Origin of the sequence: Pseudomonas sp. MEJ108 (assembly GCF_030208985.1) — a bacterium.
In the GTDB taxonomy this organism is placed as follows: Bacteria; Pseudomonadota; Gammaproteobacteria; order Pseudomonadales; family Pseudomonadaceae; genus Aquipseudomonas; species Aquipseudomonas fragariae.
In genome coordinates this window covers 283,573-309,701 of the sequence record NZ_JARVSW010000013.1, presented here as the reverse complement: position 1 = coordinate 309,701, position 26,129 = coordinate 283,573, and the positions used below count along the sequence as shown (strand labels likewise).

At 58.8% G+C, this 26,129-nt stretch carries 22 protein-coding genes and 1 pseudogene; 18 read left to right on the top strand and 5 right to left on the bottom strand.

Translation table 11 applies throughout. From position 1 onward, the window contains the following. Positions 1-216: 216 nt before the first annotated feature. A complete protein-coding gene (locus QRN50_RS07715; protein ID WP_004406410.1) occupies positions 217-684 on the top strand; it encodes a preQ0 transporter in 468 nt (155 codons plus the stop codon). Positions 685-787: 103 nt separating this feature from the next. Beyond that, the gene (gene purT / locus QRN50_RS07710; protein WP_004406408.1) at positions 788-1,969 is read left to right on the top strand and encodes a formate-dependent phosphoribosylglycinamide formyltransferase; all 1,182 of its coding nucleotides are present in this window, start codon (positions 788-790) and stop codon (positions 1,967-1,969) included. 63 nt (positions 1,970-2,032) lie between these two features. Here the strand turns inward: purT and QRN50_RS07705 are convergent, their stop codons facing one another. The 3 genes from QRN50_RS07705 to QRN50_RS07695 all read right to left on the bottom strand — a co-directional run bounded on the left by QRN50_RS07705 (position 2,033) and on the right by QRN50_RS07695 (position 5,566). Beyond that, entirely contained in the window at positions 2,033-3,343 is a 1,311-nt protein-coding gene (locus QRN50_RS07705) for an MFS transporter (RefSeq protein WP_004406405.1), read from the bottom strand. A 150-nt stretch (positions 3,344-3,493) separates the two neighbouring features. Continuing rightward, on the bottom strand, positions 3,494-4,741 hold the full coding sequence (locus QRN50_RS07700; RefSeq protein ID WP_096126448.1) for a CNNM domain-containing protein: 1,248 nt from the start codon (positions 4,739-4,741) through the stop codon (positions 3,494-3,496). A 12-nt stretch (positions 4,742-4,753) separates the two neighbouring features. Further along, on the bottom strand, positions 4,754-5,566 hold the full coding sequence (locus tag QRN50_RS07695; RefSeq protein ID WP_004406400.1) for a cytochrome C assembly family protein: 813 nt from the start codon (positions 5,564-5,566) through the stop codon (positions 4,754-4,756). Positions 5,567-5,779: 213 nt separating this feature from the next. Between QRN50_RS07695 and ffh the strand changes: the two genes are divergently transcribed. The 13 genes and pseudogenes from ffh to QRN50_RS07630 all read left to right on the top strand — a co-directional run bounded on the left by ffh (position 5,780) and on the right by QRN50_RS07630 (position 21,247). Continuing rightward, the gene (gene ffh / locus QRN50_RS07690; RefSeq protein ID WP_004406399.1) at positions 5,780-7,156 is read left to right on the top strand and encodes a signal recognition particle protein; all 1,377 of its coding nucleotides are present in this window, start codon (positions 5,780-5,782) and stop codon (positions 7,154-7,156) included. A gap of 247 nt (positions 7,157-7,403) precedes the next feature. Continuing rightward, on the top strand, positions 7,404-7,661 hold the full coding sequence (gene rpsP, locus QRN50_RS07685) for a 30S ribosomal protein S16 (protein WP_002552521.1): 258 nt from the start codon (positions 7,404-7,406) through the stop codon (positions 7,659-7,661). A gap of 5 nt (positions 7,662-7,666) precedes the next feature. Further along, a complete protein-coding gene (gene rimM / locus QRN50_RS07680; protein ID WP_004406396.1) occupies positions 7,667-8,206 on the top strand; it encodes a ribosome maturation factor RimM in 540 nt (179 codons plus the stop codon). Between the two features lie 5 nt (positions 8,207-8,211). After that, a complete protein-coding gene (gene trmD, locus QRN50_RS07675) occupies positions 8,212-8,964 on the top strand; it encodes a tRNA (guanosine(37)-N1)-methyltransferase TrmD (protein ID WP_002552523.1) in 753 nt (250 codons plus the stop codon). A 44-nt stretch (positions 8,965-9,008) separates the two neighbouring features. Continuing rightward, on the top strand, positions 9,009-9,359 hold the full coding sequence (rplS, locus tag QRN50_RS07670; RefSeq protein ID WP_002552524.1) for a 50S ribosomal protein L19: 351 nt from the start codon (positions 9,009-9,011) through the stop codon (positions 9,357-9,359). A 103-nt stretch (positions 9,360-9,462) separates the two neighbouring features. Next, positions 9,463-10,359: a site-specific tyrosine recombinase XerD gene (xerD, locus tag QRN50_RS07665; protein ID WP_032656396.1), complete on the top strand. Its 897-nt coding sequence runs from the start codon at positions 9,463-9,465 to the stop codon at positions 10,357-10,359. A gap of 142 nt (positions 10,360-10,501) precedes the next feature. Then, positions 10,502-11,085: pseudogene (locus tag QRN50_RS07660) on the top strand (hypothetical protein). A 400-nt stretch (positions 11,086-11,485) separates the two neighbouring features. Then, positions 11,486-12,193 (top strand): hypothetical protein, encoded by a 708-nt coding sequence (locus tag QRN50_RS07655; protein WP_096126447.1) that lies wholly within the window; start codon positions 11,486-11,488, stop codon positions 12,191-12,193. Positions 12,194-12,407: 214 nt separating this feature from the next. Beyond that, complete coding sequence (dsbC, locus tag QRN50_RS07650; protein ID WP_004406382.1) at positions 12,408-13,148, top strand: bifunctional protein-disulfide isomerase/oxidoreductase DsbC; 741 nt, start codon at positions 12,408-12,410, stop codon at positions 13,146-13,148. Positions 13,149-13,284: 136 nt separating this feature from the next. Next, the gene (locus QRN50_RS07645; protein ID WP_024639874.1) at positions 13,285-14,589 is read left to right on the top strand and encodes a homoserine dehydrogenase; all 1,305 of its coding nucleotides are present in this window, start codon (positions 13,285-13,287) and stop codon (positions 14,587-14,589) included. A gap of 104 nt (positions 14,590-14,693) precedes the next feature. Beyond that, positions 14,694-16,103: a threonine synthase gene (gene thrC / locus QRN50_RS07640; protein WP_003314231.1), complete on the top strand. Its 1,410-nt coding sequence runs from the start codon at positions 14,694-14,696 to the stop codon at positions 16,101-16,103. Between the two features lie 183 nt (positions 16,104-16,286). Next, positions 16,287-19,853, top strand: a complete 3,567-nt coding sequence (locus QRN50_RS07635; RefSeq protein WP_192873855.1) for an ATP-binding protein — start codon at positions 16,287-16,289, stop codon at positions 19,851-19,853. A gap of 113 nt (positions 19,854-19,966) precedes the next feature. Continuing rightward, positions 19,967-21,247, top strand: a complete 1,281-nt coding sequence (locus QRN50_RS07630; RefSeq protein WP_431196566.1) for an EAL domain-containing response regulator — start codon at positions 19,967-19,969, stop codon at positions 21,245-21,247. On the opposite strand, the gene QRN50_RS07625 is transcribed toward QRN50_RS07630, so the two are convergent. Continuing rightward, positions 21,220-21,882 carry a response regulator gene (locus QRN50_RS07625; RefSeq protein WP_024639877.1) on the bottom strand — a complete coding sequence of 221 codons (663 nt, stop codon included), beginning with the start codon at positions 21,880-21,882 and terminating at the stop codon, positions 21,220-21,222. The two genes, QRN50_RS07630 and QRN50_RS07625, sit on opposite strands and share 28 nt — an antisense overlap. A gap of 289 nt (positions 21,883-22,171) precedes the next feature. Between QRN50_RS07625 and QRN50_RS07620 the strand changes: the two genes are divergently transcribed. Next, positions 22,172-22,468 (top strand): DUF3509 domain-containing protein, encoded by a 297-nt coding sequence (locus QRN50_RS07620; RefSeq protein ID WP_004406361.1) that lies wholly within the window; start codon positions 22,172-22,174, stop codon positions 22,466-22,468. Between the two features lie 171 nt (positions 22,469-22,639). Here the strand turns inward: QRN50_RS07620 and QRN50_RS07615 are convergent, their stop codons facing one another. Beyond that, positions 22,640-23,479: a TIGR02285 family protein gene (locus QRN50_RS07615; RefSeq protein ID WP_032608041.1), complete on the bottom strand. Its 840-nt coding sequence runs from the start codon at positions 23,477-23,479 to the stop codon at positions 22,640-22,642. Positions 23,480-23,804: 325 nt separating this feature from the next. Here QRN50_RS07615 and QRN50_RS07610 point away from each other — a divergent pair, with 325 nt between their 5' ends. Both QRN50_RS07610 and recJ read left to right on the top strand, forming a co-directional pair. Then, positions 23,805-24,347 carry a YaeQ family protein gene (locus QRN50_RS07610; protein ID WP_003314240.1) on the top strand — a complete coding sequence of 181 codons (543 nt, stop codon included), beginning with the start codon at positions 23,805-23,807 and terminating at the stop codon, positions 24,345-24,347. Between the two features lie 62 nt (positions 24,348-24,409). Further along, the gene (gene recJ, locus QRN50_RS07605) at positions 24,410-26,125 is read left to right on the top strand and encodes a single-stranded-DNA-specific exonuclease RecJ (RefSeq protein ID WP_024643131.1); all 1,716 of its coding nucleotides are present in this window, start codon (positions 24,410-24,412) and stop codon (positions 26,123-26,125) included. The last annotated feature ends 4 nt before the right edge of the window (positions 26,126-26,129 follow it).

Below are 26,129 nucleotides of genomic sequence, written 5' to 3'. Positions count from 1 at the left end.
AAAATGGCGGCGTAGCTTCTATAACTGTGTCCGGAATCAGTTGACCAGATCATCCAGGTTATCCGCGAGCTTTTGTAGGAGCGAACTTGTTCGCGAAGAGGGCGGTACAGTCGATGCATTTCCTGCGTCAGAAATAATGCTTTCGTTTTCGCTTGGGCGCGGCTCTTGTCCGCGTTTGCTATCATTGCCGCTCGCTTGCACAGGCCCAAACCCTCCATGCTTTTCCTGATCGCCTACATCAGCAGTGTCGTGCTGATCAACTTCGCCTTTTCCAGTGCGCCGCACCTGGACATGATCTGGTCTGCCTGGGGCGGGTTGGTGTTCGTGTTGCGGGACATGGTGCAGATTCGCTTTGGCCATGGTGCGATCATTGCCATGCTGGTGGCGCTGGTCCTGTCCTATGTCACCAGCGACCCCACCATCGCCTTGGCCAGCGCCACGGCGTTTGCGGTTTCCGAATGCATTGACTGGCTGGTGTTCAGCATTACCAGACGCCCGTTGCGTGATCGGTTGTGGATCAGCTCGGCACTCAGCATTCCGCTGGATACCTTTATCTTCTTCGGCATGATCGACGCCCTGACGGCGCCGGTCGTGCTCACCGCGCTGGCGTCGAAGTTCGCTGGCGTGACCATTGTCTGGATGGTCATGGCCTGGCGGGCGCGCAACAGTGCGTGTCCAGGCTGAGCGCCCATTTGCCGGGGCTTCGTGGTAAATTGCGCGCCTTTCTTCACAGCGGTTGCTTGCATACGGCGGGCAGCCCTCGACATCTGCTTCACGAGGACCTGAGATGACTCAAATCGGAACTCCACTGTCGCCCACCGCGACGCGCGTACTGTTTTGCGGCAGCGGCGAACTGGGCAAGGAAGTCGTGATCGAGCTGCAGCGCCTGGGCGTTGAAGTGATCGCTGTTGACCGTTACGAGAACGCGCCGGCCATGCAGGTCGCTCATCGCAGCCATGTGATCAACATGCTCGACGGTGCGGCACTGCGCGCAGTCATTGAGGCCGAGAAGCCGCACTTCATCGTTCCGGAAATCGAAGCCATCGCCACCGCGACGCTGGTCGAGCTCGAGGCCGAAGGCTTCACCGTGATCCCGACCGCGCGCGCCGCGCAACTGACCATGAACCGCGAAGGAATTCGTCGTCTCGCGGCTGAAGAGCTGAAGCTGCCGACCTCGCCTTACCACTTTGCCGACACCTTCGAGGCGTACAGCAAGGCGGTCGAAGACCTCGGTTTCCCGTGTGTGGTCAAGCCGGTCATGAGCTCTTCGGGCAAGGGGCAGAGCCTGCTCAAGAGCACCGATGACGTGCAGAAAGCCTGGGATTACGCGCAAGAGGGCGGTCGTGCTGGCAAGGGGCGCGTCATCGTCGAAGGGTTTATCGACTTCGATTACGAAATCACCCTGCTGACCGTGCGTCACATCGGTGGCACCACATTCTGCGCGCCGGTTGGGCATCGTCAGGAAAAGGGCGACTATCAGGAATCTTGGCAGCCGCAGGCCATGAGCCCGGTTGCGCTGGCAGAGTCCGAGCGGGTTGCCAAGGCGGTGACCGAGGCATTGGGTGGACGCGGGATGTTTGGCGTCGAACTGTTCATCAAGGGCGATCAGGTGTGGTTCAGCGAAGTCTCGCCGCGCCCGCACGACACCGGTCTGGTGACGCTGATTTCTCAGGACCTGTCGCAGTTTGCCCTGCACGCGCGCGCGATTCTGGGGCTGCCGATTCCGTTGATCCGTCAGTTCGGCCCTTCGGCTTCGGCAGTGATCCTGGTCGAAGGCCAGTCCACGCAAACCGCTTTCGCCAACCTCGGCGCTGCGCTGGCCGAGCCTGATACCGCATTGCGTCTGTTCGGCAAGCCGGAAGTCAACGGTCAGCGGCGCATGGGCGTTGCCCTGGCGCGTGACGAGTCCATCGAAGCCGCTCGGGCCAAAGCGACCCGGGCATCGCAGGCGGTAAACGTAGAACTGTAGGGGCGCAGCGGTAAGCCTCAAGGCTCAAGCTGCAAGAAAGAGCACCACGCTTCTTCTTGCAGCTCAAAGCTCTCTATCTCTCGTCTCTTTCAGGCTCAACACCGCCAGCACGCTGATCAGCGCTGCAGCAGACACATACCCGCCCACCCAGCTCAGGCCGCCCATCGCCACCAGTTTCTGGGCGAAGAAGGGGGCGACCGACGCTCCGACGATTCCGCCCAGGTTGTAGGCCGCCGATGCGCCGGTGTAGCGAACCTGTGTCGGGAACAGTTCCGGTAGCAGCGCGCCCATCGGGGCGAACGTGATGCCCATCAGAAACAGTTCGATGCACAGAAACAGCGCCACAGCCCAGGTGCTGCCGTGGGTCAACAGTGGCTCCATGGTAAAACCTGAAAGGATCGCCAGCACGCCTCCCACAATCAACACCGGCTTACGCCCGAAGCGATCGCTCGCCAGTGCGGCCAGTGGTGTGGCCGCTGCCATGAACAGCACCGCAAAGCACAACAACCCCAAGAACGTTTCACGCGTATAGCCCAGCGTGGCCACGCCGTAGCTCAACGAGAACACCGTCGAGATATAAAACAGCGCGTAGCAGACCACCATCGAAGCCGCACCGAGCAGCATGGGTTTCCAGTGCTGGCTGAAGGTTTCCACGATGGGCAGGCTGACCCGTTGGTGGCGAGCCATGGCCTTGGCGAACACGGGCGTCTCTTCCAGCTTCAGGCGCACGTACAGCCCGACCATGACCAGTACGGCGCTGAGCAGAAATGGAATCCGCCAGCCCCACGCGCGGAACTGTTCGTCATCGAGGGTCATGGCCAGCGCCAGAAACAGGCCGTTGGCGGCGAGAAAGCCGATCGAAGGGCCCAGTTGCGGAAACATGCCGAACCAGGCGCGCTTGTCTTTCGGGGCATTCTCGGTCGCCAACAGCGCCGCGCCACCCCATTCGCCACCCAGGCCAAGCCCCTGACCGAAACGCAGCACACACAACAGAATCGGCGCCCACGCCCCGATCGTCGCGTAGCCGGGCAATACGCCGATCAGCGTGGTGCAGATCCCCATCAACAGCAGCGAGGCCACCAGGGTCGACTTGCGCCCGATCCTGTCGCCGAAGTGACCGAACAGCGCCGACCCCAGAGGGCGAGCGAGAAAGGCGATGCCGAAGGTCAGAAATGACGACAGCATCTGGGCGGTGCCCGAGGTCTGTGGAAAGAATACCGGACCGATCACCAGGGCGGCGGCGGTGGCATACACGTAAAAGTCGTAGAACTCGATGGCCGTGCCGATAAAGCTGGCCGTGGCGACGCGGGTCGTCGAATTCACCGGCTTTGCGTGCGCGTCGTGATCTTCGCGAGAGAGCGGGGTGCTGGTCATGCGGATTTCCTGACAGTCGACTCGCCGGTCGGCATCGACCGTATTCCGGCAAGCGTGCATTTATTGTGATTGTGGGTGCGGCGTCGAGCAGAGTAACCCGAATGGGTCGAGAGGCAAGGGCGGTTCAGGAATCTATTTGAACGCAGACAGCTATTTGAAAGTGCGGACCAGCGTGTTCTGCCACATGGCGACACGCTTGACGCGGTTGTCCTCGGTTTCGAGGATTTCCAGCCGGTAAGGCCCTATTTTCAAGCACACCGGAGCGTCCGGGATGGTTTCCAGTGCCTCGGTAACCAGTCCGTTGACGGTTTTCGGGCCGTCTGACGGCAGGTGCCAGCCAAGGCTCTTGTTCAAATCGCGGATGGACGCTGCGCCTTCGACTTCGAGACGCCCGTCGTCCTGTTGTTTGACGTGCGAGTTATCCAGCCGCTGCTCGCTTTCGAACTCGCCGACAATCTCTTCGAGAATATCCTCGAGGGTAACGATGCCCAGCACTTCCCCGTATTCATCGACCACCACGCCGAGACGCCGCTGCTGTTTGTGGAAATTCAGCAGCTGCAACTGCAGCGGGGTGCTTTCCGGTACGAAATAAGGCTCGTAGCAGACCGCCAGCAACTGCTCCTTGGTCAAAGTGCCCTTGGGCAGCAGGTGGCTGATGTCTCGGGTATTGATGACGCCTTGTACCTGATTGATATCGTTGTGATAGACCGGCAGGCGCGTGTGCCGTGAAATGATCAGACGCTCGATGATCATTTCCATGGGGTCATCAAGGTTGACGCCATCCACTTCGTTGCGCGGGATCAGGATGTCATTGACGGTAATGCTGTCCAGCGCACGAATGCCTGACAGCACGCTGGCACGCGGAGAGTATTCCTGGGCGGCATCGTTGCGCGGAGTATTTTGCGTGTCGTCTTCGAAGTCCTGATCCTGCTGCTGTACGGCGCGAGACAGGAAGGGGCGCAGCAGTGTCTTGGCCAGAACATTGAACACGTAGGCCAGCGGCCAGATGATCTTCATCGGGATGCGCAGCACACCGTTGCCCAGCAGCAGCGTCGAGACAGGGTGGCGGTTCGCCAGGCGGCGCGGCATGTATTCGGCGAAGACCAGCATGATGCTCACGGTAGCGAGCCATGCCACGGTCGGACCGTTGTAGAGCCAGTAATTGGCGGCGATCAGCGTTGCGATCACGCTGATCAGTACTCGGATCAGCGTATTGCCCAGAATCAGGCTGTTCAGGTTGAAGGCCAGTTCGGGGAGCGGCGCCGACTTTTCCGGGCGGCTGGCAGAGCGCATCGCCTTGACTTGATGATGAGCGGCTTCGACCGCAGTCAGCAGACCGGCCCACAGCAGCAGTAGGGCGAGGACACCGAGCAACGGGCCCAGGGGCAGATTATCCATGATCAGGGCCCGTCAGATGTGCAGGATGAATTCGCGTACCAGCTTGCTGCCGAAATAGGCGAGCATCAGCAGGCAGAAACCGCCCAGCGTCCAGCGAATGGCCTTGTGTCCACGCCATCCAAGGCGGTTACGCCCCCACAGCAGCACACTGAACACTATCCAGGCCAGACAGGCCAGCAGGGTCTTGTGCACCAGATGCTGGGCAAACAGGTTTTCGACGAACAGCCAGCCGGAAATCAGCGACAGCGAGAGCAACGACCAGCCAGCCCACAGAAAGCCGAACAGCAGACTTTCCATGGTTTGCAGCGGCGGGAAGTTCTTGATCAGCCCGGAAGGGTGCTTGTGCTTGAGGCGGTAGTCCTGCAACAGCAGCAGCAGCGCCTGGAATGCAGCAATGGTAAACATCCCGTAAGCCAGCAGAGAGAGCAGGATATGGCTGAGGATGCCGGGCTCTTCCATGATCGGCTGCACAGTGCCGCTAGGGGCGAACTGGGCGAGCAGTACAGTGACCATCCCTAAAGGGAACAACAACACCAGCAGGTTTTCCACCGGGATGCGCGATGTGGCGATCAGGGTGACGACGATCACCGACGCCGCGATAAGGCTGGCCGAATTGAAGAAGTCCAGACCAAGACCGACGGAATGCGTCAACTGGGAAAACAGACCAATGGCATGTGCGATGACCGCCAACGCTCCAAGCAGGCAAAGCAGCCGCTTGTCGGGCTTGACGGCCTGGCTCAGACGCAGGCTCTGATAGACGGTCGCAGCGGCATAAATAATGGCGGCGGCGAGGCTGGGAAGCAGGCTGGGTGGCAAAGGGGACATAGATCCTGATGGACGGGCCTGAAAAGACGCTGAGTTTGGCATAGAACCGGCAAATCACGAAAGACCACAGAAGCAGTCTGCGTGGTGTCCGTGCGACGGAGTCTTCGCTATAATCCGCGACCTGCTCAAGCCGCAGGCTCGCCGAGCGCCATTTCTGCATTACGGGCCGGGCCGCATCAACCGGGGTTCGACGAGAGCCTGAAAGGATCGCGCATGTTTGAAAATCTGACTGACCGCCTCTCGCAGACGCTGCGCCATGTTACTGGCAAGGCCAAGCTGAACGAGGACAACATCAAAGATACCTTGCGCGAAGTGCGTATGGCGTTGCTCGAAGCCGACGTCGCCTTGCCGGTGGTCAAAGACTTCGTCAATAACGTCAAGGAACGCGCCGTCGGCACCGAGGTGTCGCGCAGCCTGACGCCAGGTCAGGCGTTCGTGAAGATCGTCCAGGCCGAACTCGAAAGCCTGATGGGCGCCGCCAACGAAGACCTGGTGCTCAATGTCACGCCGCCTGCCGTCATCCTCATGGCGGGTTTGCAGGGCGCGGGCAAGACCACCACTGCCGGCAAGCTGGCGCGCTTCCTTAAAGAGCGCAAGAAGAAAACCGTAATGGTGGTGTCGGTCGACGTTTACCGTCCCGCAGCCATCAAACAGCTCGAAACCCTGGCCAACGACATCGGCGTGACGTTCTTCGCCTCCGACATCAGCCAGAAGCCGGTGGACATCGCCCAGGCGGCCATTAAAGAAGCCAGGCTCAAGTTCATTGACGTGGTCATCGTCGACACCGCCGGTCGTTTGCACGTCGATGTCGAGATGATGGGCGAGATCCAGGCGCTGCATGCGGCGGTCAAGCCGGCCGAGACGCTGTTCGTGGTCGATGCCATGACCGGCCAGGATGCGGCCAACACCGCCAAGGCCTTCGGTGATGCACTGCCGCTGACCGGTGTGATCCTTACCAAGGTCGACGGTGATGCCCGCGGTGGTGCGGCGCTGTCGGTGCGTGCCATTACCGGCAAGCCGATCAAGTTCATCGGCATGGGCGAGAAGAGCGAGGCGCTGGAGCCGTTTCACCCGGACCGCATCGCCTCACGCATCCTCGGCATGGGCGATGTGCTCAGCCTTATCGAGCAGGCCGAACAGACTCTCGACAAGGACAAGGCTGACAAGCTGGCGAAAAAGCTCAAGAAGGGCAAGGGCTTCGACCTCGAAGACTTCCGCGACCAGCTGCAGCAGATGAAGAACATGGGTGGCCTTGGCGGCCTGATGGACAAACTGCCGAGCATCGGCGGCGTCAACCTGTCGCAGATGGGCAACGCCCAGGGCGCAGCGGAAAAACAGTTCAAGCAGATGGAAGCCATCATCAACTCGATGACCCCTGCCGAGCGCCGTGATCCGGATCTGGTCAGCGGTTCGCGCAAGCGCCGCATTGCCATGGGTTCGGGCACTCAGGTTCAGGACATCGGGCGTCTGATCAAGCAGCACAAGCAGATGCAGAAGATGATGAAGAAATTCTCCGCCAAGGGCGGAATGGCCAAAATGATGCGCGGCATGGGGGGAATGTTCCCCGGCGGCGGCATGCCAAAAATGTAATTGCGTCGCGTGCAAGACGCTTTGCACGCTTCCCATCTGGGGGGTGACCCCCAGTCAGCCCGCGCTATGCGGGCTTTTACCGGCTGTCATACCGACAGCTCCCTCGCAAATCTGGAAGGCATGCCGATAGGCGCCGGAAAAAGACATTTGCAAAAGTCGGGATATTCCTTAGAATATGCGGCCTTTCGGGCACCTATGCCCGCTGTGCATCTTAGATTTGCAGCACCGACTACAGGAACGATGTTCAATGCTAACCATCCGTCTTGCCCTTGGCGGCTCCAAAAAGCGCCCGTTTTACCACCTGACCGTAACCGACAGCCGCAACGCTCGTGACGGTTCCCACAAGGAACAGGTTGGTTTCTTCAACCCGGTTGCCCGTGGTCAGGAAATCCGTCTGTCCGTTAACGAAGAACGCGTCAACTACTGGTTGAGCGTGGGTGCACAAACTTCCGAGCGCGTTGCCCAGCTGCTCAAAGAGCACAACAAGACCAAGGCCGCGGCCTGAGTCTTATGAACGCGACGCCTGCATCTGCCGACGATCTGATCGTCATTGGCAAGATTTACTCGGTTCATGGCGTTCGCGGCGAAGTGAAGGTTTATTCCTTTACTGATCCGATTGGAAACCTGTTGGACTACAAAACCTGGACGCTTCGGCGCGAAGGCAGCGTTGATAAACAGGTGGAGCTGGTCAGCGGACGCTTGCAAAGCAAGTTTCTGGTCACAAAGCTCAAGGGTCTCGATGATCGTGAAGAAGCGCGTCTTCTGTCCGGTTACGAAATCTGCGTGCCGCGTAACCTGTTCCCTGATCTGGACGATGGTGAGTACTACTGGTACCAGCTTGAAGGCCTCAAGGTCATCGACCAACTCGGGCAACTGCTCGGGAAAATCGATCACCTGCTCGAAACCGGTTCGAACGATGTAATGGTTGTAAAGCCCTGCGCGGGTAGCCTGGATGATCGCGAACGCCTGTTGCCCTATACGGAGCAATGCGTGTTGGCAATCGATATGGCTGCTGGCGAGATGAAGGTGGATTGGGACGCGGACTTCTGAATGCCATGGCCAGCCTGCGCATAGAAGTCATCAGTCTGTTTCCCGAGATGTTTTCCGCCATCAGCGAATACGGCATTACCAGCCGTGCGGTGAAACAAGGGCTGTTGCAGCTCACTTGTTGGAATCCGCGGGATTACACCACTGATCGCCATCACACTGTGGATGATCGCCCATTTGGCGGTGGTCCGGGCATGGTGATGAAGATCAAGCCCCTTGAAGATGCTCTGGTTCAGGCCAGGCAAGCGGCAGGGGATGCGGCGAAGGTGATTTACCTGTCGCCACAAGGCCGCCAGCTGAATCAGTCTGCGGTACGCGAACTGGCGCAGGAGGAAGCGATTATTCTCATCGCCGGTCGTTATGAAGGCATTGACGAGCGTTTTATTGATGCTCATGTCGATGAAGAGTGGTCGATTGGTGACTATGTTCTTTCCGGTGGCGAGCTGCCGGCGATGGTCCTGATTGACGCGGTTACGCGGCTGCTGCCTGGAGCTTTAGGGCATGTGGACTCCGCGGAGGAAGATTCCTTCACGGACGGTCTGCTGGATTGCCCGCATTACACCCGACCTGAGGTGTATGCGGATCAGCGTGTTCCCGACGTGTTGCTAAGTGGCAATCACGCGCACATCCGGCGTTGGCGTTTACAGCAGTCCCTTGGGCGGACCTATGAACGACGCGCTGATCTTCTGGAAAGCCGCTCGCTTTCTGGAGAAGAGAAGAAGCTGCTGGCGGAATACATCCGCGAGCGGGACGATAGTTAACGTATCGATGGTCGATCCAGACGGATTACCTTAGGAGCACCAGCATGACTAACAAAATCATTCTTGCCCTCGAAGCAGAGCAGATGACCAAAGAGATCCCTACCTTTGCACCAGGCGACACCATTGTCGTCCAGGTTAAAGTGAAGGAAGGCGACCGCGCTCGTCTGCAAGCATTCGAAGGCGTTGTCATTGCCAAGCGTAACCGTGGCGTGAACAGTGCTTTCACTGTTCGTAAAATCTCCAACGGTGTTGGCGTTGAGCGTACTTTCCAGACTTACAGCCCGCAAATCGACAGCATGGCTGTGAAACGTCGCGGTGACGTTCGCAAGGCCAAACTGTACTACCTGCGTGACCTGTCCGGTAAAGCAGCGCGCATCAAGGAAAAACTGTCCTGATACAGTTTTTCGATGCATAAAAAAGGCAGCCTCAGGGCTGCCTTTTTGCTGCCTGCTGTTTGATGATTCACCCCTTGTCTACCAACACATGCACTGAGTAAACATGGCTGCCATCGACCACCCGCTGATTGACCGGTTTCTCGACGCGCTCTGGCTCGAAAAGGGCCTGTCCGATAATACCCGCGACTCATACCGCAGTGATCTGGCGCTGTTCAACGGCTGGCTGCAGGAGCGCAACGTTGACCTGATCAGTGCCGGGCGTGAAGTCATCCTCGATCATCTTGCCTGGCGCGTGGACAATGCCTATAAGCCACGCTCCACTGCGCGTTTTCTGTCCGGCGCACGTGGCTTCTACCGCTACTTGCTGCGCGAAAAGCTGATTGCCGTTGATCCCACCCTGCAGATTGACATGCCTCAATTGGGCAAACCGTTGCCCAAATCGCTTTCCGAAGCTGACGTCGAAGCATTGCTTGCTGCTCCCGACCTGAGCGAGCCCATCGGCGAGCGTGACCGCGCCATGCTTGAGGTGCTGTATGCCTGCGGTCTGCGCGTGACCGAATTGATCAGCCTGACCCTGGAACAGGTCAACTTGCGCCAGGGCGTGCTGCGCGTGATGGGCAAAGGCAGCAAGGAGCGACTGGTGCCCATGGGCGAAGAGTCCATCGTCTGGGTCGAGCGTTACCTGCGCGGTGCCCGCGACGAGTTGCTGGGCGGAAAGCCCAGCGACGTCCTGTTCCCCAGCACCCGCGGCGACCAGATGACCCGCCAGACCTTCTGGCACCGTATCAAGCATCAGGCGACCGTTGCGGGCATCGGCAAATCCCTGTCGCCGCACACCCTGCGCCACGCCTTCGCCACCCATCTGCTCAATCACGGCGCCGACTTGCGTGTGGTGCAGATGTTGCTCGGGCACAGTGATCTCTCGACGACGCAGATCTACACCCATGTGGCGCGTGCGCGATTGCAGGAGATGCATGCCAGGCATCATCCGCGCGGTTAGTGGTCTGTTGATGGATTCGAGAGTCGGGTGGTGTTTTTATGAATGATTATTACCAATCGATCTACTGATGTATGCGCGCAGTGTCCGCAGGTAGCTAATATTCAGGTGAGGTTTCTAAAACTAATTATCAAGGATGATTGGCATGGACAGTGAAAAGAAAGCGCTTTCGTTTCTTGCAATTCTGGATCTTGCAGATGGAACAAAATTGTCTTTTTCAAGACAGTGGAGCGGGGAACCAAAGTTGAGGGGCATGACTATCTGTGTGCGAGTTCCTTGGCTAGTCGCTCGATAGAAGTCTATTTCCGGGCGGGAAGTGACAGTGGATATGCTATGTTGTTTAAAGGGTTTGCACCGGACTTAACGTTACGTTACCAGCCACAACCCCTCGCTGAAAAGGCTATTGATCCGATGCAGGCCGCTGAGCAAGATTCGCCGATATACATAGGCATCAATGCTGATGGGAGGGTCAATAAAACAACGAATGCCGCGATGGCTTATCTGGCGCAGATATCAGGTTATAAAAATATTGAGTTCTCGATTGACCGCACGGATGCTCAAGACGTTTATTTGAAGTCGTGGCGAAGCAAGAACTTCATGCAGACTTACAAACGTCAAGATTTTCCAGGCGGGTCATGGTTCGCCTGGATGACTGATTGCGACGGCACCGATGCGGTACTGAAGCTGACGATCATCAAGCGTTACAACGCAGACGGCTCGGTCAAATAGTAAGGCGCGGGTAAAGCGTTTGCCGGGCATGAGGGTTGTGACAGCCCCCATTCCGGTTTCGCCTGTCAAGGTGGGCACTCTTTTTTTCGACAGTGCCAACCTGTCCGCCGTTATAGACGTTTTCAGGTTTTGCTCCGGATTTTCGTTGCCGCCGGCTTAAATGCTGGTTGGCACCTTCAGTATGCTGCCCTGGCTGGTGCAGCCCCGGTATCAGCGGTTGCAGGGTATGCATGTGACGCATCATCCTCGAGGTTAATGTTCTGATGTCAGCGGCATGAAGGAGTGCGATGGTTTTTATGCCGGTTATTTTCAATCGTTATTGAGACGTGCGGGCGATGTTTCTTCGAACAGCTACTATCAGGGTGAGGTTATCTGAAACTCATTATCAAGGATGATTGACATGTCTGACGAAAAAAAAGAGCGTTCATTTCTGGCGACGCTGGACCTCAAGGACGGTACCAAGCTGGGGTTTTCCAAAATTACTGCGGGAGGAGGCACGCTGGAAAAAGTGGAGGAACTCTGTGCCAATTCATTGCTCACACAATCGATCAAGATTCGCTTTGAACCCAATGATGAGGGCGACTACGCTATGTTTTTCAACGGGTACGCAACTGCAGATAAAGTGTCACCCAAGGTTTCAGAATATGAAGCATTTAAGGCGGCAGGGAACGGTAATGAGCTCATGAATGTGCGTTCGGCTGAGGGCCCTGTCCCATCAAATACAGGCGGTACTTCAGGAGAATATTCAGAAGACGGAGCGCTGCTGCAGGCAAACCAAATAACGGCCTCTCAATCCCCCGAGCCAGAGCCGCCCATTTACTTAGCCGTTAGCGAAGGCGGTTGGGTCCATAAAACAAAAGAATCTGGATATGCTTATCTGGCCGGGATAGCAGATGGTGGAAGCAGTAAGTTCTCGATTGACCGCACGGATGCTCAAGACGTTTACTTGAAATCGTGGCGAAGCAAGAACTTCATGCAGACTTACAAGCGTGAGGACTTTCCAAACAAGGCATGGTTCGCCTGGATGACTGATTGCGACGGCACCGATGCGCTACTGAAGCTGACGATCATCGAGCGCTACAAAGCAGACGGCTCGGTCAAAAAGTAAGGCGCGGGTAAAGCGTTTGCCGGGGATAGGGGCTGTGACAGCCCTATCCCGATCTGCACAGGAAAAATCTGCAATTCATCAGGGAAACCTCCCGAATCATGACGGCCTGTCGGCCCCGCGAGCCTTATGTGGTAGGCTTTGCCGGTTTCGCCTATCAAGGCTGGCACGCCTTTTTTCGACAGTTGCCAGCCTGTCCGCCGTCATAGGAGTTTTCATGCGTTTGCCACAGATTTTCGCTGCCGCGGCTTTGATGCTGGCCGGCACCTTCAGTATGTCTGCCCTGGCTGATGCAGCCCCCGATCAGGCTATCCGCAAGACGCTCGACTCGCTGGAATTGCAGCTGCCGGTCGAGAGTATCTCGCCGAGCCCGCTCAATGGCCTCTATGAAGTGAAGCTCAAGGGCGGCCGCGTCCTGTACGCCAGCGCCGACGGTCAGTTCGTGGTTCAGGGCTATCTGTTTCAGGTGCAGAACGGCAAGCCGGTCAACCTGACCGAGAAGACCGAACGTCTGGCCATTTCCAAGACCATCAACGCCATTCCTGCGTCCGAGATGGTGATCTATCCGGCGGTGGGCGAGACCAAGTCGCACATCACCGTATTCACCGACACGACCTGCCCGTATTGCCACAAGCTGCACGAAGAAGTCGGCCAGTTGAACAAGATGGGTGTCGAAGTCCGTTACCTGGCATTCCCGCGTCAGGGGCTTGGTTCTCCGGGTGACGAGCAGTTGCAGGCCGTGTGGTGTTCCAAGGATCGCAAGGGCGCGATGGACCGTATGGTCGATGGCAAGGACATCAAGGCCGCCAAATGCGACAATCCGGTCAGCAAGCAATATGAGCTCGGTCAGTCGATCGGCGTCAACGGCACGCCTGCGATTGTCCTCGCTGACGGTCAGGTGATTCCGGGTTATCAGCCTGCGGCTCAGGTTGCCAAGCTGGCATTGAGCGCCAAATAAACCGGTGTTTTCAGGCGCGCCTTGTGCAAACAGGGGGCAAGTGGCCGAAGTGTAGTCAAAATTTCAGCCGCATGGCGCCATGCGGCAGTTTTTCCACAGCCGATTCAGGTTCGGCTGTTTTTCGGGGAGTTCATCAGTGAAACCGGTCAAAGTAGGCATATGTGGGCTGGGTACTGTCGGTGGCGGTACCTTCAACGTACTTCAGCGTAACGCCGAGGAGATTGCCCGCCGTGCCGGGCGTGGAATCGAAGTGGCGCAAATTGCGGTTCGTACACCAAATCCCAATTGCCAGATTACCGGTACGCCGACCACCAGCGATGTGTTTGCCATTGCGACCAACCCTGAAATCGACATCGTCGTAGAATTGATCGGCGGCTATACCGTTGCCCGCGAACTGGTCCTCAAGGCCATCGAAAACGGCAAGCACGTGGTGACCGCCAACAAGGCGCTGATCGCGGTGCATGGCAACGAAATCTTCGCCAAGGCGCGTGAGAAGGGCGTGATCGTCGCTTTTGAAGCAGCGGTTGCCGGTGGCATCCCGGTCATCAAGGCCATTCGGGAAGGCCTGTCGGCGAACCGTATCAACTGGGTTGCCGGCATCATCAACGGCACCGGCAACTTCATCCTCACCGAAATGCGCGAGAAGGGCCGTACCTTTGCCGATGTTCTGGCCGAAGCTCAGGCCCTGGGTTATGCCGAAGCCGATCCGACCTTCGACGTTGAAGGTATCGACGCGGCGCACAAACTGACCATTCTGGCCTCCATTGCCTTCGGCATTCCGCTGCAGTTCGACAAGGCCTACACCGAAGGCATTACCAAACTGACCACTGCAGACGTCAATTATGCCGAAGCGCTGGGCTATCGCATCAAACACCTGGGCGTTGCACGCAGCACGGCTCAAGGCATCGAACTGCGCGTACACCCGACCCTGATCCCGGCCGATCGCCTGATCGCCAACGTCAACGGCGTCATGAATGCCGTGATGGTCAATGGCGATGCGTCCGGCTCGACGCTGTTCTACGGCGCGGGTGCCGGTATGGAGCCTACCGCGTCTTCGGTGGTGGCCGATCTGGTCGATGTGGTCCGTGCGATGACCTCCGATCCGGAAAACCGGGTCCCTCATCTGGCCTTCCAGCCCGATTCGTTGTCCGCCCACCCGATCCTGCCGATCGAAGCCTGCGAAAGCGCCTACTACCTGCGCATTCAGGCCAAGGATCACCCGGGCGTGCTGGCTCAGGTCGCGAGCATCCTGTCCGAGCGCGGCATCAACATCGAATCGATCATGCAAAAGGATGTCGAAGAACACGATGGCCTGGTGCCGATGATCCTGTTGACCCACCGGGTAGTGGAGCAGCGTATCAATGACGCCATTCAAGCCCTGGAAGCGTTGCAGGATGTGGTGGGCCCGGTAGTCCGTATTCGCGTCGAACATCTTAATTAAGGCAGCGGCAAGCGGTCAGCTACAAGCTACAAGTCAGACGCCGATCGTTTTGGACTTGCAGCTTGCAGCTTCCAGCTTGCAGCTCGAACCGAAGGTTTGATCCCATGCGCTATATCAGTACTCGCGGGCAAGCGCCTGCATTGAATTTCGAAGACGTGCTGTTGACTGGTCTGGCCAGCGATGGTGGCCTCTATGTGCCGGAAAACCTGCCGCGCTTCACGCAGGAAGAGATCGCTTCCTGGGCAGGTCTGCCTTATCACGAACTCGCCTTCCGGGTGATGCGCCCCTTCGTGGCGGGCAGCATTCCGGATGCCGACTTCAAAAAGATTCTCGAAGAGACCTACGGCGTGTTTGCCCACAGTGCTGTTGCGCCGCTGCGCCAGCTGCATGGCAACGAGTGGGTACTCGAACTGTTCCATGGCCCGACGCTGGCGTTCAAGGACTTCGCACTGCAACTGCTCGGCCGCCTGCTTGACTATATTCTGGCCAAGCGTGGCCAGCGTGTCGTGATCATCGGCGCAACCTCGGGCGACACCGGTTCTGCGGCCATCGAAGGCTGCCGTCGCTGCGACAACGTCGACATCTTCATCCTGCACCCGAACAACCGGGTGTCCGATGTACAACGTCGGCAGATGACCACTATCTTCGGTGACAACATCCATAACATCGCAGTCGAAGGCAACTTCGACGACTGCCAGGAAATGGTCAAGGCCAGCTTCGCTGACCAGAGCTTCTTGAAGGGCACACCGTTGGTCGCGGTCAACTCGATCAACTGGGCGCGGATCATGGCTCAGATCGTCTACTACTTCCACGCGTCGCTGCAGTTGGGCGGACCTGCGCGTTCGGTATCGTTCTCGGTACCGACCGGTAATTTCGGCGATATCTTTGCCGGTTATCTGGCGCGCAATATGGGCCTGCCGATCAATCAGTTGATCGTTGCCACCAACCGCAACGACATCCTGCACCGCTTCATGAGCGGCAATCAGTACGTCAAGGAAACCCTGCACGCCACGCTGTCGCCTTCCATGGACATCATGGTGTCGTCCAACTTCGAGCGCCTGCTGTTCGACATGCACGGTCGCAACGGCGCTGCCATTGCCGAGTTGATGAGCACGTTCCGCCAGGGTGGCGGTTTCAGCGTCGAGGAAGAGCGCTGGACCGAGACCCGCAAACTGTTCGATTCGCTGGCAGTCAGTGACGAGGACACCTGCACGACCATCGCCGAAGTGTTCGCCAGCACTGGCGAGTTGCTCGACCCGCATACCGCTATCGGGGTGAAGGCTGCGCGTGAATGCCGGCGCAGTCTGGACACGCCGATGGTGATTCTGGGCACCGCGCATCCGGTCAAGTTTCCGGAAGCGGTTGAGAAAGCCGGTGTAGGAAAAGCGCTTGAACTACCTGCACATTTGTCTGATTTGTTCGAGCGCGACGAGCGCTGTACGGTTCTGCCAAATGACCTGAAAGCCATACAGGCGTTTGTCAGCCAGCACGGCAATCGCGGCAAACCGCTCTGACAGAAGCGTTGTGTAACAACTTTAGGCCCGCCATCTGGCGGGCCTTTCTGTTTCTACGTGCCAAACTTCGCTGGTTTTTCGAACCATAGAGTCGGGTCATTCGTAGTGAAGCAGGCAAGTATGCAAAGCGTAGTCAGGGAGACAGGCAGCACATCGAGATGCCGCGCATGGCGCCGGGTGTGGGTGTTGCTGGCGCTGGTTTTTGCCGGGGCAGCCAATGCGGCGCAAAGCCTGCCGTTTTCACTGACAGCTCCTTTTGTGGCTTCAGCGGATATGGTTCTCGAAGATCAGGACCGGGCCTGGCTCGACCAGCGCAAGGTGCTTCAGGTCGGCATTGCGATCGCAGACTACGAACCGATCGACATCACCAGTGACCGCAACCGTTATCAGGGCATCAGTGCCGACTACCTGGGGCTGGTCAGCGACCAGTTGAACCTCCCGGTGCAGGTCACCGGTTTTGCCAAGCGTGACGAGGCTATCGAGGCGCTGCGCGACGGCAAGATAGATCTGCTGACCAGTGCCAATGGTTTCGAACGGGGTGTGAAAGGACTGTCCTTCTCAACCGAATACATGCCCGATCGATCGGTAGTGGTTGGCCGCGGCAACGATCTGAGCCCGTCGTCGAGCCTGGCCGGCAAGAAGGTCGTACTGCTTGATGGCTATGCCGATTCGGACGTGCTGCACCGCATTTATCCTGACAGCCAGATCATTATTGCGCCTAACCTCTACAGTGCTCTGGAAGCCCTGAGTCAGGGTGAAGTGGACGTGTTCATCGGTAACGAAGTCATCGTCCGTACCTACACTGCCCTGCGGCCCTATCTCGGTTTGCAGATCAAATTCGAAAGTCGTCTGCCCCCGGTGGGGTTTTCCTTTGCGGTCAGGGATGATGAGCAGCGCTTGCTGAACTTCATCAATCGGGCCCTGGACAGCATCGCACCTTCGACCAGTCGTGAAGTGCTCGGCCGCTGGACCATGGGGCTGGGCGCCGACGTGGAAGGACAACGCATTCGCCTCACCAGTGCCGAGCGACGCTGGCTGCTCAAGCATCCGAGTGTGACCATCGCGACCGTGCAGCACCCACCGTATATCTACAAAGACAATAACGGCCACTGGGTAGGGTTGAACGCAGATGTGCTGTCACGTATCTCGCGCATGACCGGCTTGCAGTTCGTCCATCAGGAATCACTTTCCACGCAGCAGAGCATCGACATGCTGAGCGCCGGCCAGGCCGACATGAACACCACGCTCGCGGAAAATACCGAGCGCCGAAGGTTTCTGGACTTTACCTATTCGTTCGGCGGCAATAGCTGGATGTTCGTGGTGCGCTCCGACCACTCGTCCCGCATATCGCTCGACAGTCTGGCCGGGAAAGTACTGGCACTGCCGGCCAGGCATGCGCTCGAAGACCTGATCAGGCGCGAACACCCCTTGATCCAGCTGCGGCTGGTCAATACCTATGATCAGGCTCGCGCGCTGGTGGAAAGTGGTGCTGCCGACGCGACCATTCAGAATGAAGTGGGGGCCTACCTGTTTCCGTCCGGAGAATTGAAGGTCGCCAGAAGTGTTGAAGGTCAATGGTCACCCGACAGATTTTCAGTGATCAAGACCCAGCCCGAACTGCTGGGGATTCTGAACAAGGCGCTGGAGGAGTTCCCGGTGGCCGAATTGCGCTCGATCCGTCTGAAGTGGCTGGGATCGGCGCTGCCTCAGCCGTCGCTCTGGGCGCGCATACCGCCGTGGGTATTCTGGGTGGTGTCCCTGGCGCTGCTGACCGGGCTGGTGTCGCTGACCTGGAGCAGTCGCCTCAAGGTGCAGATTCGCCAGCGGCAAAGGGCGCAAAGACAGCTCAATGATCAACTGGCCTTCAAGCACGCGCTGCTCGACGGTATCCCCAATCCGATCTATGTGCGCGATCTCAAAGGGCGCCTGATTTCCTGCAACCGCAGCTACGAGCAGAGTCTGGGCATCAGTTTCGAACAGATGAATGGCCGACGCCTCACGGACGTCAATCTGATTCCGCGTGTGTTGGCCGAGCAGATGCACACCGATTACCTCAATCTGCTGGAAAATCATCAGCCGGTCTTTTCCGATCGCACCATCGAACTGCCTGGCAAACGTATGGATGTCTGGCAATGGACGGTGCCTTTCTTCGCCGCCGATGGTCAGCTGCAGGGGCTGCTCGGCGGCTGGATCGATATCACCGAACGCAAGCAGCTGGAACAGCAGCTTCAGGAAGCCATGCGTCTCGCCGCTCAGGCCAACGAGGCAAAAAGCGCTTTTCTGGCCAGCATGAGCCATGAAATTCGTACGCCGATGGGGGCAATCATTGGCTTGCTGGAACTGGAATGCGAACAGGCCTTGCGCTTGGGCACGATGCCGTCGCAAGGCCTGCAAGTGGCTCACCGCTCGGCTACGGAGCTGGTCGCGCTGATTGGCGAAAGTCTTGATCTGGCCAGAATCGAAGCGGGCGGCATGCAGTTGTCACTGGCTGTCACCTCCCTGCAAGGGCTTTTCGACGGTGTGATCGAGCTTTTTTCCGCACAGGCTCGGGAAAAGGGGGTGGAGCTACGCCTGGAACTCTCCGCGCAGGCGCGCGGCGACTACTGGCTGGATCCCTTGAGGTTGCGCCAGGTGTTGCACAATGTGCTGGGCAACGCCTTGAAGTTCACCCGTCAAGGTGCGGTGGTGGTGAGGCTCGATGTGACCAGCGATTCGCCTGACTCCACGCGTGTGCGCATTGGTATCCAGGACAGTGGCGAAGGTATCGATCCGCAGCGTCAGCAGCAGGTATTTCAACCTTTCACTCAGGCGAACGACGACACGGCCGCACACTACGGGGGCAGCGGGCTGGGGTTGAGCATCACCCGGCAACTGGTGGAGCTGATGAAGGGCGATATCAGCCTGCACAGCGAGCCGGGCAAGGGGACCCTGGTTACCATCGACCTGCCGTTGACCAGGGTGAGCGAGCCGGTTTTGTCAGCAGACGATGTGACGGATGCGCCTGTCGACACGCGTAGTCTTCATCTGTTGGTGGTCGATGACATGTCCGCCAATCGCCTGGTATTGACCCGCCAGCTGGAGTTTCTTGGCCATCAGGTAACGGCTGTCGAAGATGGCAAGGCGGCGTTGTCGAATTGGTGTGAAGGGGCGTTCGATGCGGTCATCACCGATTGCAATATGCCGGGTATCAGCGGCTACGCGTTGACCCAGGCCATTCGCCAGATCGAAGAGAAAGAGCAGCGTCAGCGCTGCCCGGTGATTGGCTGTACCGCCAACGCGATGAGTGACGAGGCGGCACGTTGCGAGCAGGCAGGCATGGACGGCCTGCTGATCAAGCCGCTGTCACTGGCGCGTCTGGCCCAAGAGCTGGCGGATCGGGTACGCGAGCCGACGTTCGACATCGGCACGCTGCGAGCCATGACTCAGGCCAACCCGCAACAAATGCAACGGTTGCTGAGCGAGTTATGGAAGAACCTCAGGCATGAGCACGCGTTGCTGGAGCCCGCAGTGTCGGCCAATGACTGGAAGACCCTGGGCGCCTGTCTGCATCGGCTCAAGGGCGCGGCGAGTCTGGTCGATGCAGTGCCGCTCGCCAAGGCGTGTGCCGCGCTGGACGACAGTGTACGGCTGCAGAGCGCAGCCAGGCTGGCCGAACGCTGGCAGGTACTGGAAGTGGCCATGACCGGTCTGCGCGCGGATATCGAATTGCAACTGGTGGCCGTGCCCGAGACCGCGGTGCCAGGCGCTTGAATCCTGCGGAAAACCTGTGGCGTGTTTAGGACATGTCCTATGGGGCGGGTCTGCGGGACGAGCTACAGTTAATGCTATCCCGGGCCGATGGCTCTGACTCCGCAGGCGTGATCGTGCACTCACTCAAGGTTCTTATTCTCGAAGACCATCCCTTCCAGCTGATGGCTCTGCATCAGATGCTCAACGCCAATCAAGTGTTCGATGTGCTGGTGGCCGACAGCGTCGAGGTCGCCAGGCTTTCCCTGCAAAGCCGCGGTCCTGTCGACATCGCGATCTGCGACCTGCAGATGGAAGGGCCTGATGGTCTGGAACTGATCCGCTTCATGGCTGAGAACGGCCTGGCGCGAGCGCTGATCATTGTCAGCTGTTCCGCCGCCTGCGTGCTGGAAGGGGCTGCGCAACTGGCGCTTGCCCAAGGCCTGAACGTTCTGGGATATGTGCAGAAACCGGCCTCCGCCGGGGCATTGTACGAGCTGCTCGAGGCGTATGGGCCCGGCCGCTCGGACTGTATAGAGCAGGCATCGCCGGGCAGCGCGTTCAGAGCTCTTTCCGCCATCGAATTGTTTGACCCGACAGGCAGCGGACCGATAGACGTGGCGTCCATTGCCGAACAATGGATCACCTACTTTCAACCCAAGGTCAGTCTGCAGGGCGAGTTGCTGGGGGCCGAAGCGTTGGTTCGCTGGCAGCATCCGGTGTATGGCCTGCTGGCCCCCGGGCGATTCATCAAGGCCATCGAGGCTGAAGGGCTGACCGTGGCGTTGACCTGGCGGGTGCTGGATCAGGCCCTGCAGTTCTCTTCGCAGGCCATGCGCGAGCAGGGCGAGCCGTTGTCGGTTGCCGTCAACATTGACCCTCAAGTGCTGCAACAGCTGGATTTCGCCGAGCAGATCACGCAGGCGCTTGCCCGTCATGGCGTGCCGGCCACCGCGCTGACCCTGGAAATTATCGAGCAGGACGCCGCACGGCCGGAAACCTGGCAGCTCGAAGGCCTGCTGAGGTTGTGCATGCAGGGTTGCAAGTTGTCCATCGATGACTTTGGCATGGGCGCTTCGAATATGGACCGGCTTCTGCAATTACCTTTCAGCGAACTGAAAATACCGACCGAGTTCGTGCGCGGCATGGCCGACGACGCGCGTAAATCGGCGGTAGTGGCCGGTGCCTTGCTCATGGCGCAGCGGCTGTCGATGTCGGTCGTGGTTGAAGGGGTCGAGACGATTGAAGACGTCCACAGTCTGCTGGCGCTGGGCGATCCGGCCATTCAAGGGTATTTCATTGCGCGCCCGATGCCTGCCTCGGCGTTCATGCGCTGGATGGCTGAGCATGATAGCAGCCACCTGCACGCCGTTTCGAAGGACGACCGGCCTCAGGACATGCCGCTTTCCTGCAAATAAATGAACAGGGCTGCGTCATTGGCCAGTCCGAGCTTGCGCATGGCGGCGACTTTCTGGGCGCTGACGGTCTGTTTGCTGCGATTGAGTTGCGCAGCGATCTGGCCAACCGTATGGCCGGCCGAGAGCAGGCGTAACACTTCAAGTTCCCGCGGCGACAAACGATCTGCCGGCACAAGTGTGTCGTGTCCGTGCTGCCGGGCCTCTCTGAGTACCCTGCGTACGGATTGGGCGACGAAAAGCTCACCGCGCCTGACCCCCTGGATGGCAGCAGGCAGTTCTCCGGCAAGGCTGGCCTTGCTCAACAGACCCCGGACATCCAGGTCAAGCATGGACTGAAACAGTCCGGCATTGCTCAGGGTCGTGACAACGATCACCGGCAGCGCCGGAAAGTCCCGGCGGATGCGCTGCAGCAGACGCAGGCCATCGTTCTGCCGTTCAACGGGCATCATGAAGTCAGTCACCAGCACATCGCAGGCGTGGCGTTCGAGTACCTGAAGCAGTTCGTCCGGATTGCAGGCCTCGGCGACGACGCTGGCCAGATTGTTCTGCTCCAGTACGACCCGCAGGCCGATGAGAAAAATCGGGTGGTCATCAGCCACGATGACCCGCAACGGGCGATCAGCGGAATCGCTCAAGAGGTGGCTCCGTGAAAAAGGCTATACGGGTATTGCATGCGATAGAGGTGTTTAACGCAGTGATCAAGAGCATAGGCACCTTGTAGGACGCGTAGCGGAATTATGTTGGATTCTTCCTACAAGCTGACTTTCTGTTGTCATCGGCGTCCGGTTTTTTCCTTGTCACATTCAACAGGCATGCTCGAAATGACAGACAGGTGCTGCGATCTGGCGATAGAAAGAACTTTCTGCTGTCGCCGATGGTCATTGGTTAGCACCTTTGCATTCAAACTGTTGAGTGGTGATCCGGATGGAAAATATCAGCTTACTGCTAAGCGAAGCGCTGGCTCCCTATCAGGCCAGTATTGGCCCGGCCGGTTCTCGGGGCGAACGTCTGGTGACTCTGAAAGATAAAGCGGGCACCTGTGTGATCGAGCGCGCATTCGGCGCTGATCAGCTGAGCGACAAGCGTCAGCTCACCGACGTGGTAGACGGCCTGCGCCGCGATCTGATGGTTGCCGAGGGTCGAATCGAACCCTGTGTCATCGCTGCCATGCGCAATGCTGCAATCAGCCGCACGTTTGTCGGCACCCCATCATTTGCTTAACAGTTGCTTAACCGGCGACAACGATTCTGGAACCTGACGGGTTCTATGCACTCCTATCCATTACGTCAGACTTGATCATTGTGCTCCGGTGATCAAGGGCTGACGTACTGACCAGCATGGTCATGTTTACCCCGGGCAGGTCCCCCTCTGCCCGGGGTTTCTTTTGTCCGCTCACTCCTTGTCCAGCAGCGCCTTGACGTCCTCCAGGTAGCTGGCCCGTTGCGCGGGTTCCAGCCACTGCGCATAAAAGCCCATCAGGCTGGTTTCGCGCAGCACGCGCATCTCGCGGTTGATCAGCGCAATGGCCTGCTGGCCTTTGGGTGAGTTGCTGCAACTGACATAGACGAACTGGTATGCAGGGTTGCCCTTGATCGGCAAGAAGGCCAGCTCCTCGGGCCTTATGCCTTGTTGCATGGCGTGATAGCGCGCTTCCGGCCAGAAGCTGATAAAGGCCTGCAGACGCTCCAGACGCTCCATTTGCAGCAGGCTGCCGACGGCATCGTTACCGTAGTGCGGCACAAGGACGTCTTCATCGACGTCGTGCAACGTGTGGTCGATCACTTCTCCATAGCTGCGTTCGGCAACGATGCCCAATTTGATCTTCCGGCTGGCCATCAACGCCGCCACGTCGATTTTTCCGTCTTCTACGTAGGGCTCGAACTTCGACATCTCCTCCTTGCGTACAATCAGACCGCTGCTCAGTACCGCACCGATCGGTATGGAAAAAAGCAGGGTTCTGGCTCTTTCTGCCGTCCACAGCATGGTGGGATCACAACTGAGAGACGTCTCGTCGCTCAGCATTTGCAGAGCCCTGGCGCGGTTGACCCGCATCAGCACGTGATCGTATTCGGGCATTTGCGCAGTCAGCAATGGCATGAGCTGATCAATTGCACCTTGCCCGCGCATGGCACCGGAAAAAATCGTCGAAGGGGGGATGTCGCGCATCAGCCAGGTCAGCGTCTCCCTGGCCTGGCTGACGCACGACGTGGCAGCCAGCGACAGGGCGAGCATCAATCGAGCCGTTGTGCAGTGCGAGGCAGGAAGGGGCATTCGCGGGTGTCATCCTCGAAAAAGGTTCAACGGTCTGAGGTAGGGGTGGCAGCTCTTTGAATGGCGCTGCGCCAGTGGCGTCACATTCAGGTGCCCCGGTTGGGAGTCCGGGTGCTCGCTGCAGATCGTCTTTAGCACAGATATGTATCAGAAATTTGTTTCAAACTATCGATTTTTGTTCGTCCTGCAAATGGGGGGCAAACACACCCTTGCGCGAGCAAGTTCGTTCACAGGCCCGGCATCGGGTAGACTTGCCGTCTTCCCTCCAGACTCTAGAAGCCCGTTCATGGCCCAGCCGTCCACGACCTACAAATTCGAACTCAATCTCACCGACCTTGATCGCGGCGTGTACGAGAGCGTCAAGCAGACCATTGCCCGCCATCCTTCGGAAACCGAAGAGCGCATGACCGTGCGTCTGCTGGCCTATGCCTTCTGGTACAACGAACAGTTGTCGTTCGGTCGCGGCCTGTCTGATGTCGACGAACCCGCTCTGTGGGAAAAAAGCCTGGATGACCGCGTTCTGCACTGGATCGAAGTGGGGCAGCCCGACGCCGATCGACTGACCTGGTGTTCGCGCCGTACCGAACGCACCAGCCTGCTGGCCTATGGCAGCCTGCGCGTCTGGGAAGGCAAGGTCATCCCGGCGATCAAGAACCTGAAAAACGTCAATATCGCCGCCGTCCCGCAGGAAGTGCTGGAAGTGCTGGCCAAGGACATGCCGCGGGTCATCAAGTGGGATGTGATGATCAGTGAAGGGACGGTGTTCGTCACTGACGACCGCGGCCAGCATGAAGTCCAGCTGCAATGGCTTGCGGGCGAGCGCGGCTGACAGCCGCCGCTTCCGATCGAAATCACATTCATCGACACTGCACAGAGAATCAGCTGACCCGCATGCGCATCGAACCTCGTCTATTGCCCGACACCTTGCCGTTCCTTGGCGACCTGCCGCCCTTGCTCACTCGTCTGTACGCAGCACGAGGTGTGGCCTGCGAGGCCGAACTGGACAAAAGCCTGGCGCGGCTGATCCCCTATCAGCAACTCAAGGGGATCGATGCAGCGGTAGACCTGCTGGTCACTGCGCTGCGCGAGGGCCAGCGCATGTTGATCGTCGGCGATTTCGACGCCGATGGCGCGACCGCCAGCACCGTGGGTGTTCTGGGACTGCGTCTGCTGGGCGCAGTGCATGTGGATTATCTGGTGCCCAACCGGTTTGAATATGGCTACGGCCTGACGCCGGAAATCGTCGAAGTGGCATTGCAGCGCGAACCTCAGCTGTTGATCACCGTGGATAACGGCATTTCGAGCGTCGAGGGTGTAGCAGCGGCCAAGGCGGCCGGCTTGCAGGTACTGGTGACCGATCACCATTTGCCTGGGCATGAGCTTCCGGCCGCAGACGCCATCGTCAACCCGAATCAGCCAGGCTGTACCTTTCCCAGCAAGTCGCTGGCCGGTGTCGGGGTCATTTTCTACGTACTGATGGCCTTGCGGGCGCGTCTGCGCGAGACCGGCTGGTTCGAGAGCAATCAGCGTGCCCAGCCCAATCTGGGCGAGCTTCTGGATTTGGTCGCGCTGGGCAGTGTGGCCGATGTGGTGCCGCTGGACGCCAACAACCGCATTCTGGTCCATCAGGGGCTGATGCGTATCCGTGCCGGGCGTGCCAGACCGGGGCTGCGCGCCATTCTCGAAGTGGCACGACGTGAACCTTCGCGCATCACCTCCACCGACCTGGGGTTCATTCTCGGGCCACGCCTGAACGCGGCAGGGCGCCTGGATGACATGAGCCTGGGCATCGAATGCCTGCTCTGCGACGACCCGACACTGGCGCGGGAAATGGCCGTGCAGCTGGACGAATTGAACCAGGATCGCAAATCCATCGAGCAGGGCATGCAGCGTGAAGCACTCGCGCAGCTCAAGGACCTGCCGCTGGAGTCGATGCCGTTTGGCCTCTGCCTGTTCGATGCCGAATGGCACCAGGGTGTCATCGGCATCCTCGCTTCGCGTCTCAAGGAGCGTTACCACCGCCCGACCATCGCGTTCGCCAGCGCCGGGGAGGGCGTGCTCAAAGGCTCGGCCCGCTCGGTGCCAGGGTTTCACATTCGCGACGCGCTGGACGCCGTGGCGGCCAGTCATCCGCACCTGATCAGCAAGTTCGGCGGCCACGCGATGGCGGCAGGTCTCTCGCTGCCTGAAGAGAACTTCCCGGCATTTGCCGCAGCGTTCGACCAGGAGGTGCGTCGTCAGCTCGATGAGCAGGACCTGACCGGGCGTCTGCTGTCCGACGGCTCGCTGGCCGTCGAGGAGTTTCATCTGGAACTGGCCCGTGCACTGCGCAATGCCGGTCCCTGGGGGCAGCACTTCCCGGAGCCTTTGTTCCACGGCGTGTTTCAGCTGGTCGAGCAACGGGTGGTGGGCGAGCGTCATTTGAAGATGGTGCTCAAGACCGAATGCGGCAGCGTCAAGCTCGATGGCATTGCGTTCGGCGTCGACCGGGATATCTGGCCCAATCCGAATATCCGCTGGGTCGAGCTGGCCTACAAACTCGATCTCAACGAGTTTCGCGGTAACGAAACCGTGCAATTGATGGTGGTGCATATCGCGCCACGCTGACGAT

Coding starts and splice junctions, on each gene's coding strand:
- QRN50_RS07700 (WP_096126448.1), bottom strand. CDS start 4,741: ATGGATAATCTGCCCCTGGGCCCGTTGCTCGGTGTCCTCGCCCTACTG.
- recJ (WP_024643131.1), top strand. CDS start 24,410: ATGCGCATCGAACCTCGTCTATTGCCCGACACCTTGCCGTTCCTTGGC.
- QRN50_RS07695 (WP_004406400.1), bottom strand. CDS start 5,566: ATGTCCCCTTTGCCACCCAGCCTGCTTCCCAGCCTCGCCGCCGCCATT.
- QRN50_RS07655 (WP_096126447.1), top strand. CDS start 11,486: ATGTCTGACGAAAAAAAAGAGCGTTCATTTCTGGCGACGCTGGACCTC.
- QRN50_RS07610 (WP_003314240.1), top strand. CDS start 23,805: ATGGCCCAGCCGTCCACGACCTACAAATTCGAACTCAATCTCACCGAC.
- xerD (WP_032656396.1), top strand. CDS start 9,463: ATGGCTGCCATCGACCACCCGCTGATTGACCGGTTTCTCGACGCGCTC.
- dsbC (WP_004406382.1), top strand. CDS start 12,408: ATGCGTTTGCCACAGATTTTCGCTGCCGCGGCTTTGATGCTGGCCGGC.
- QRN50_RS07620 (WP_004406361.1), top strand. CDS start 22,172: ATGGAAAATATCAGCTTACTGCTAAGCGAAGCGCTGGCTCCCTATCAG.
- thrC (WP_003314231.1), top strand. CDS start 14,694: ATGCGCTATATCAGTACTCGCGGGCAAGCGCCTGCATTGAATTTCGAA.
- rimM (WP_004406396.1), top strand. CDS start 7,667: ATGAACGCGACGCCTGCATCTGCCGACGATCTGATCGTCATTGGCAAG.
- rplS (WP_002552524.1), top strand. CDS start 9,009: ATGACTAACAAAATCATTCTTGCCCTCGAAGCAGAGCAGATGACCAAA.
- ffh (WP_004406399.1), top strand. CDS start 5,780: ATGTTTGAAAATCTGACTGACCGCCTCTCGCAGACGCTGCGCCATGTT.
- QRN50_RS07615 (WP_032608041.1), bottom strand. CDS start 23,479: ATGCTCGCCCTGTCGCTGGCTGCCACGTCGTGCGTCAGCCAGGCCAGG.
- purT (WP_004406408.1), top strand. CDS start 788: ATGACTCAAATCGGAACTCCACTGTCGCCCACCGCGACGCGCGTACTG.
- trmD (WP_002552523.1), top strand. CDS start 8,212: ATGGCCAGCCTGCGCATAGAAGTCATCAGTCTGTTTCCCGAGATGTTT.
- QRN50_RS07715 (WP_004406410.1), top strand. CDS start 217: ATGCTTTTCCTGATCGCCTACATCAGCAGTGTCGTGCTGATCAACTTC.
- QRN50_RS07705 (WP_004406405.1), bottom strand. CDS start 3,343: ATGACCAGCACCCCGCTCTCTCGCGAAGATCACGACGCGCACGCAAAG.
- rpsP (WP_002552521.1), top strand. CDS start 7,404: ATGCTAACCATCCGTCTTGCCCTTGGCGGCTCCAAAAAGCGCCCGTTT.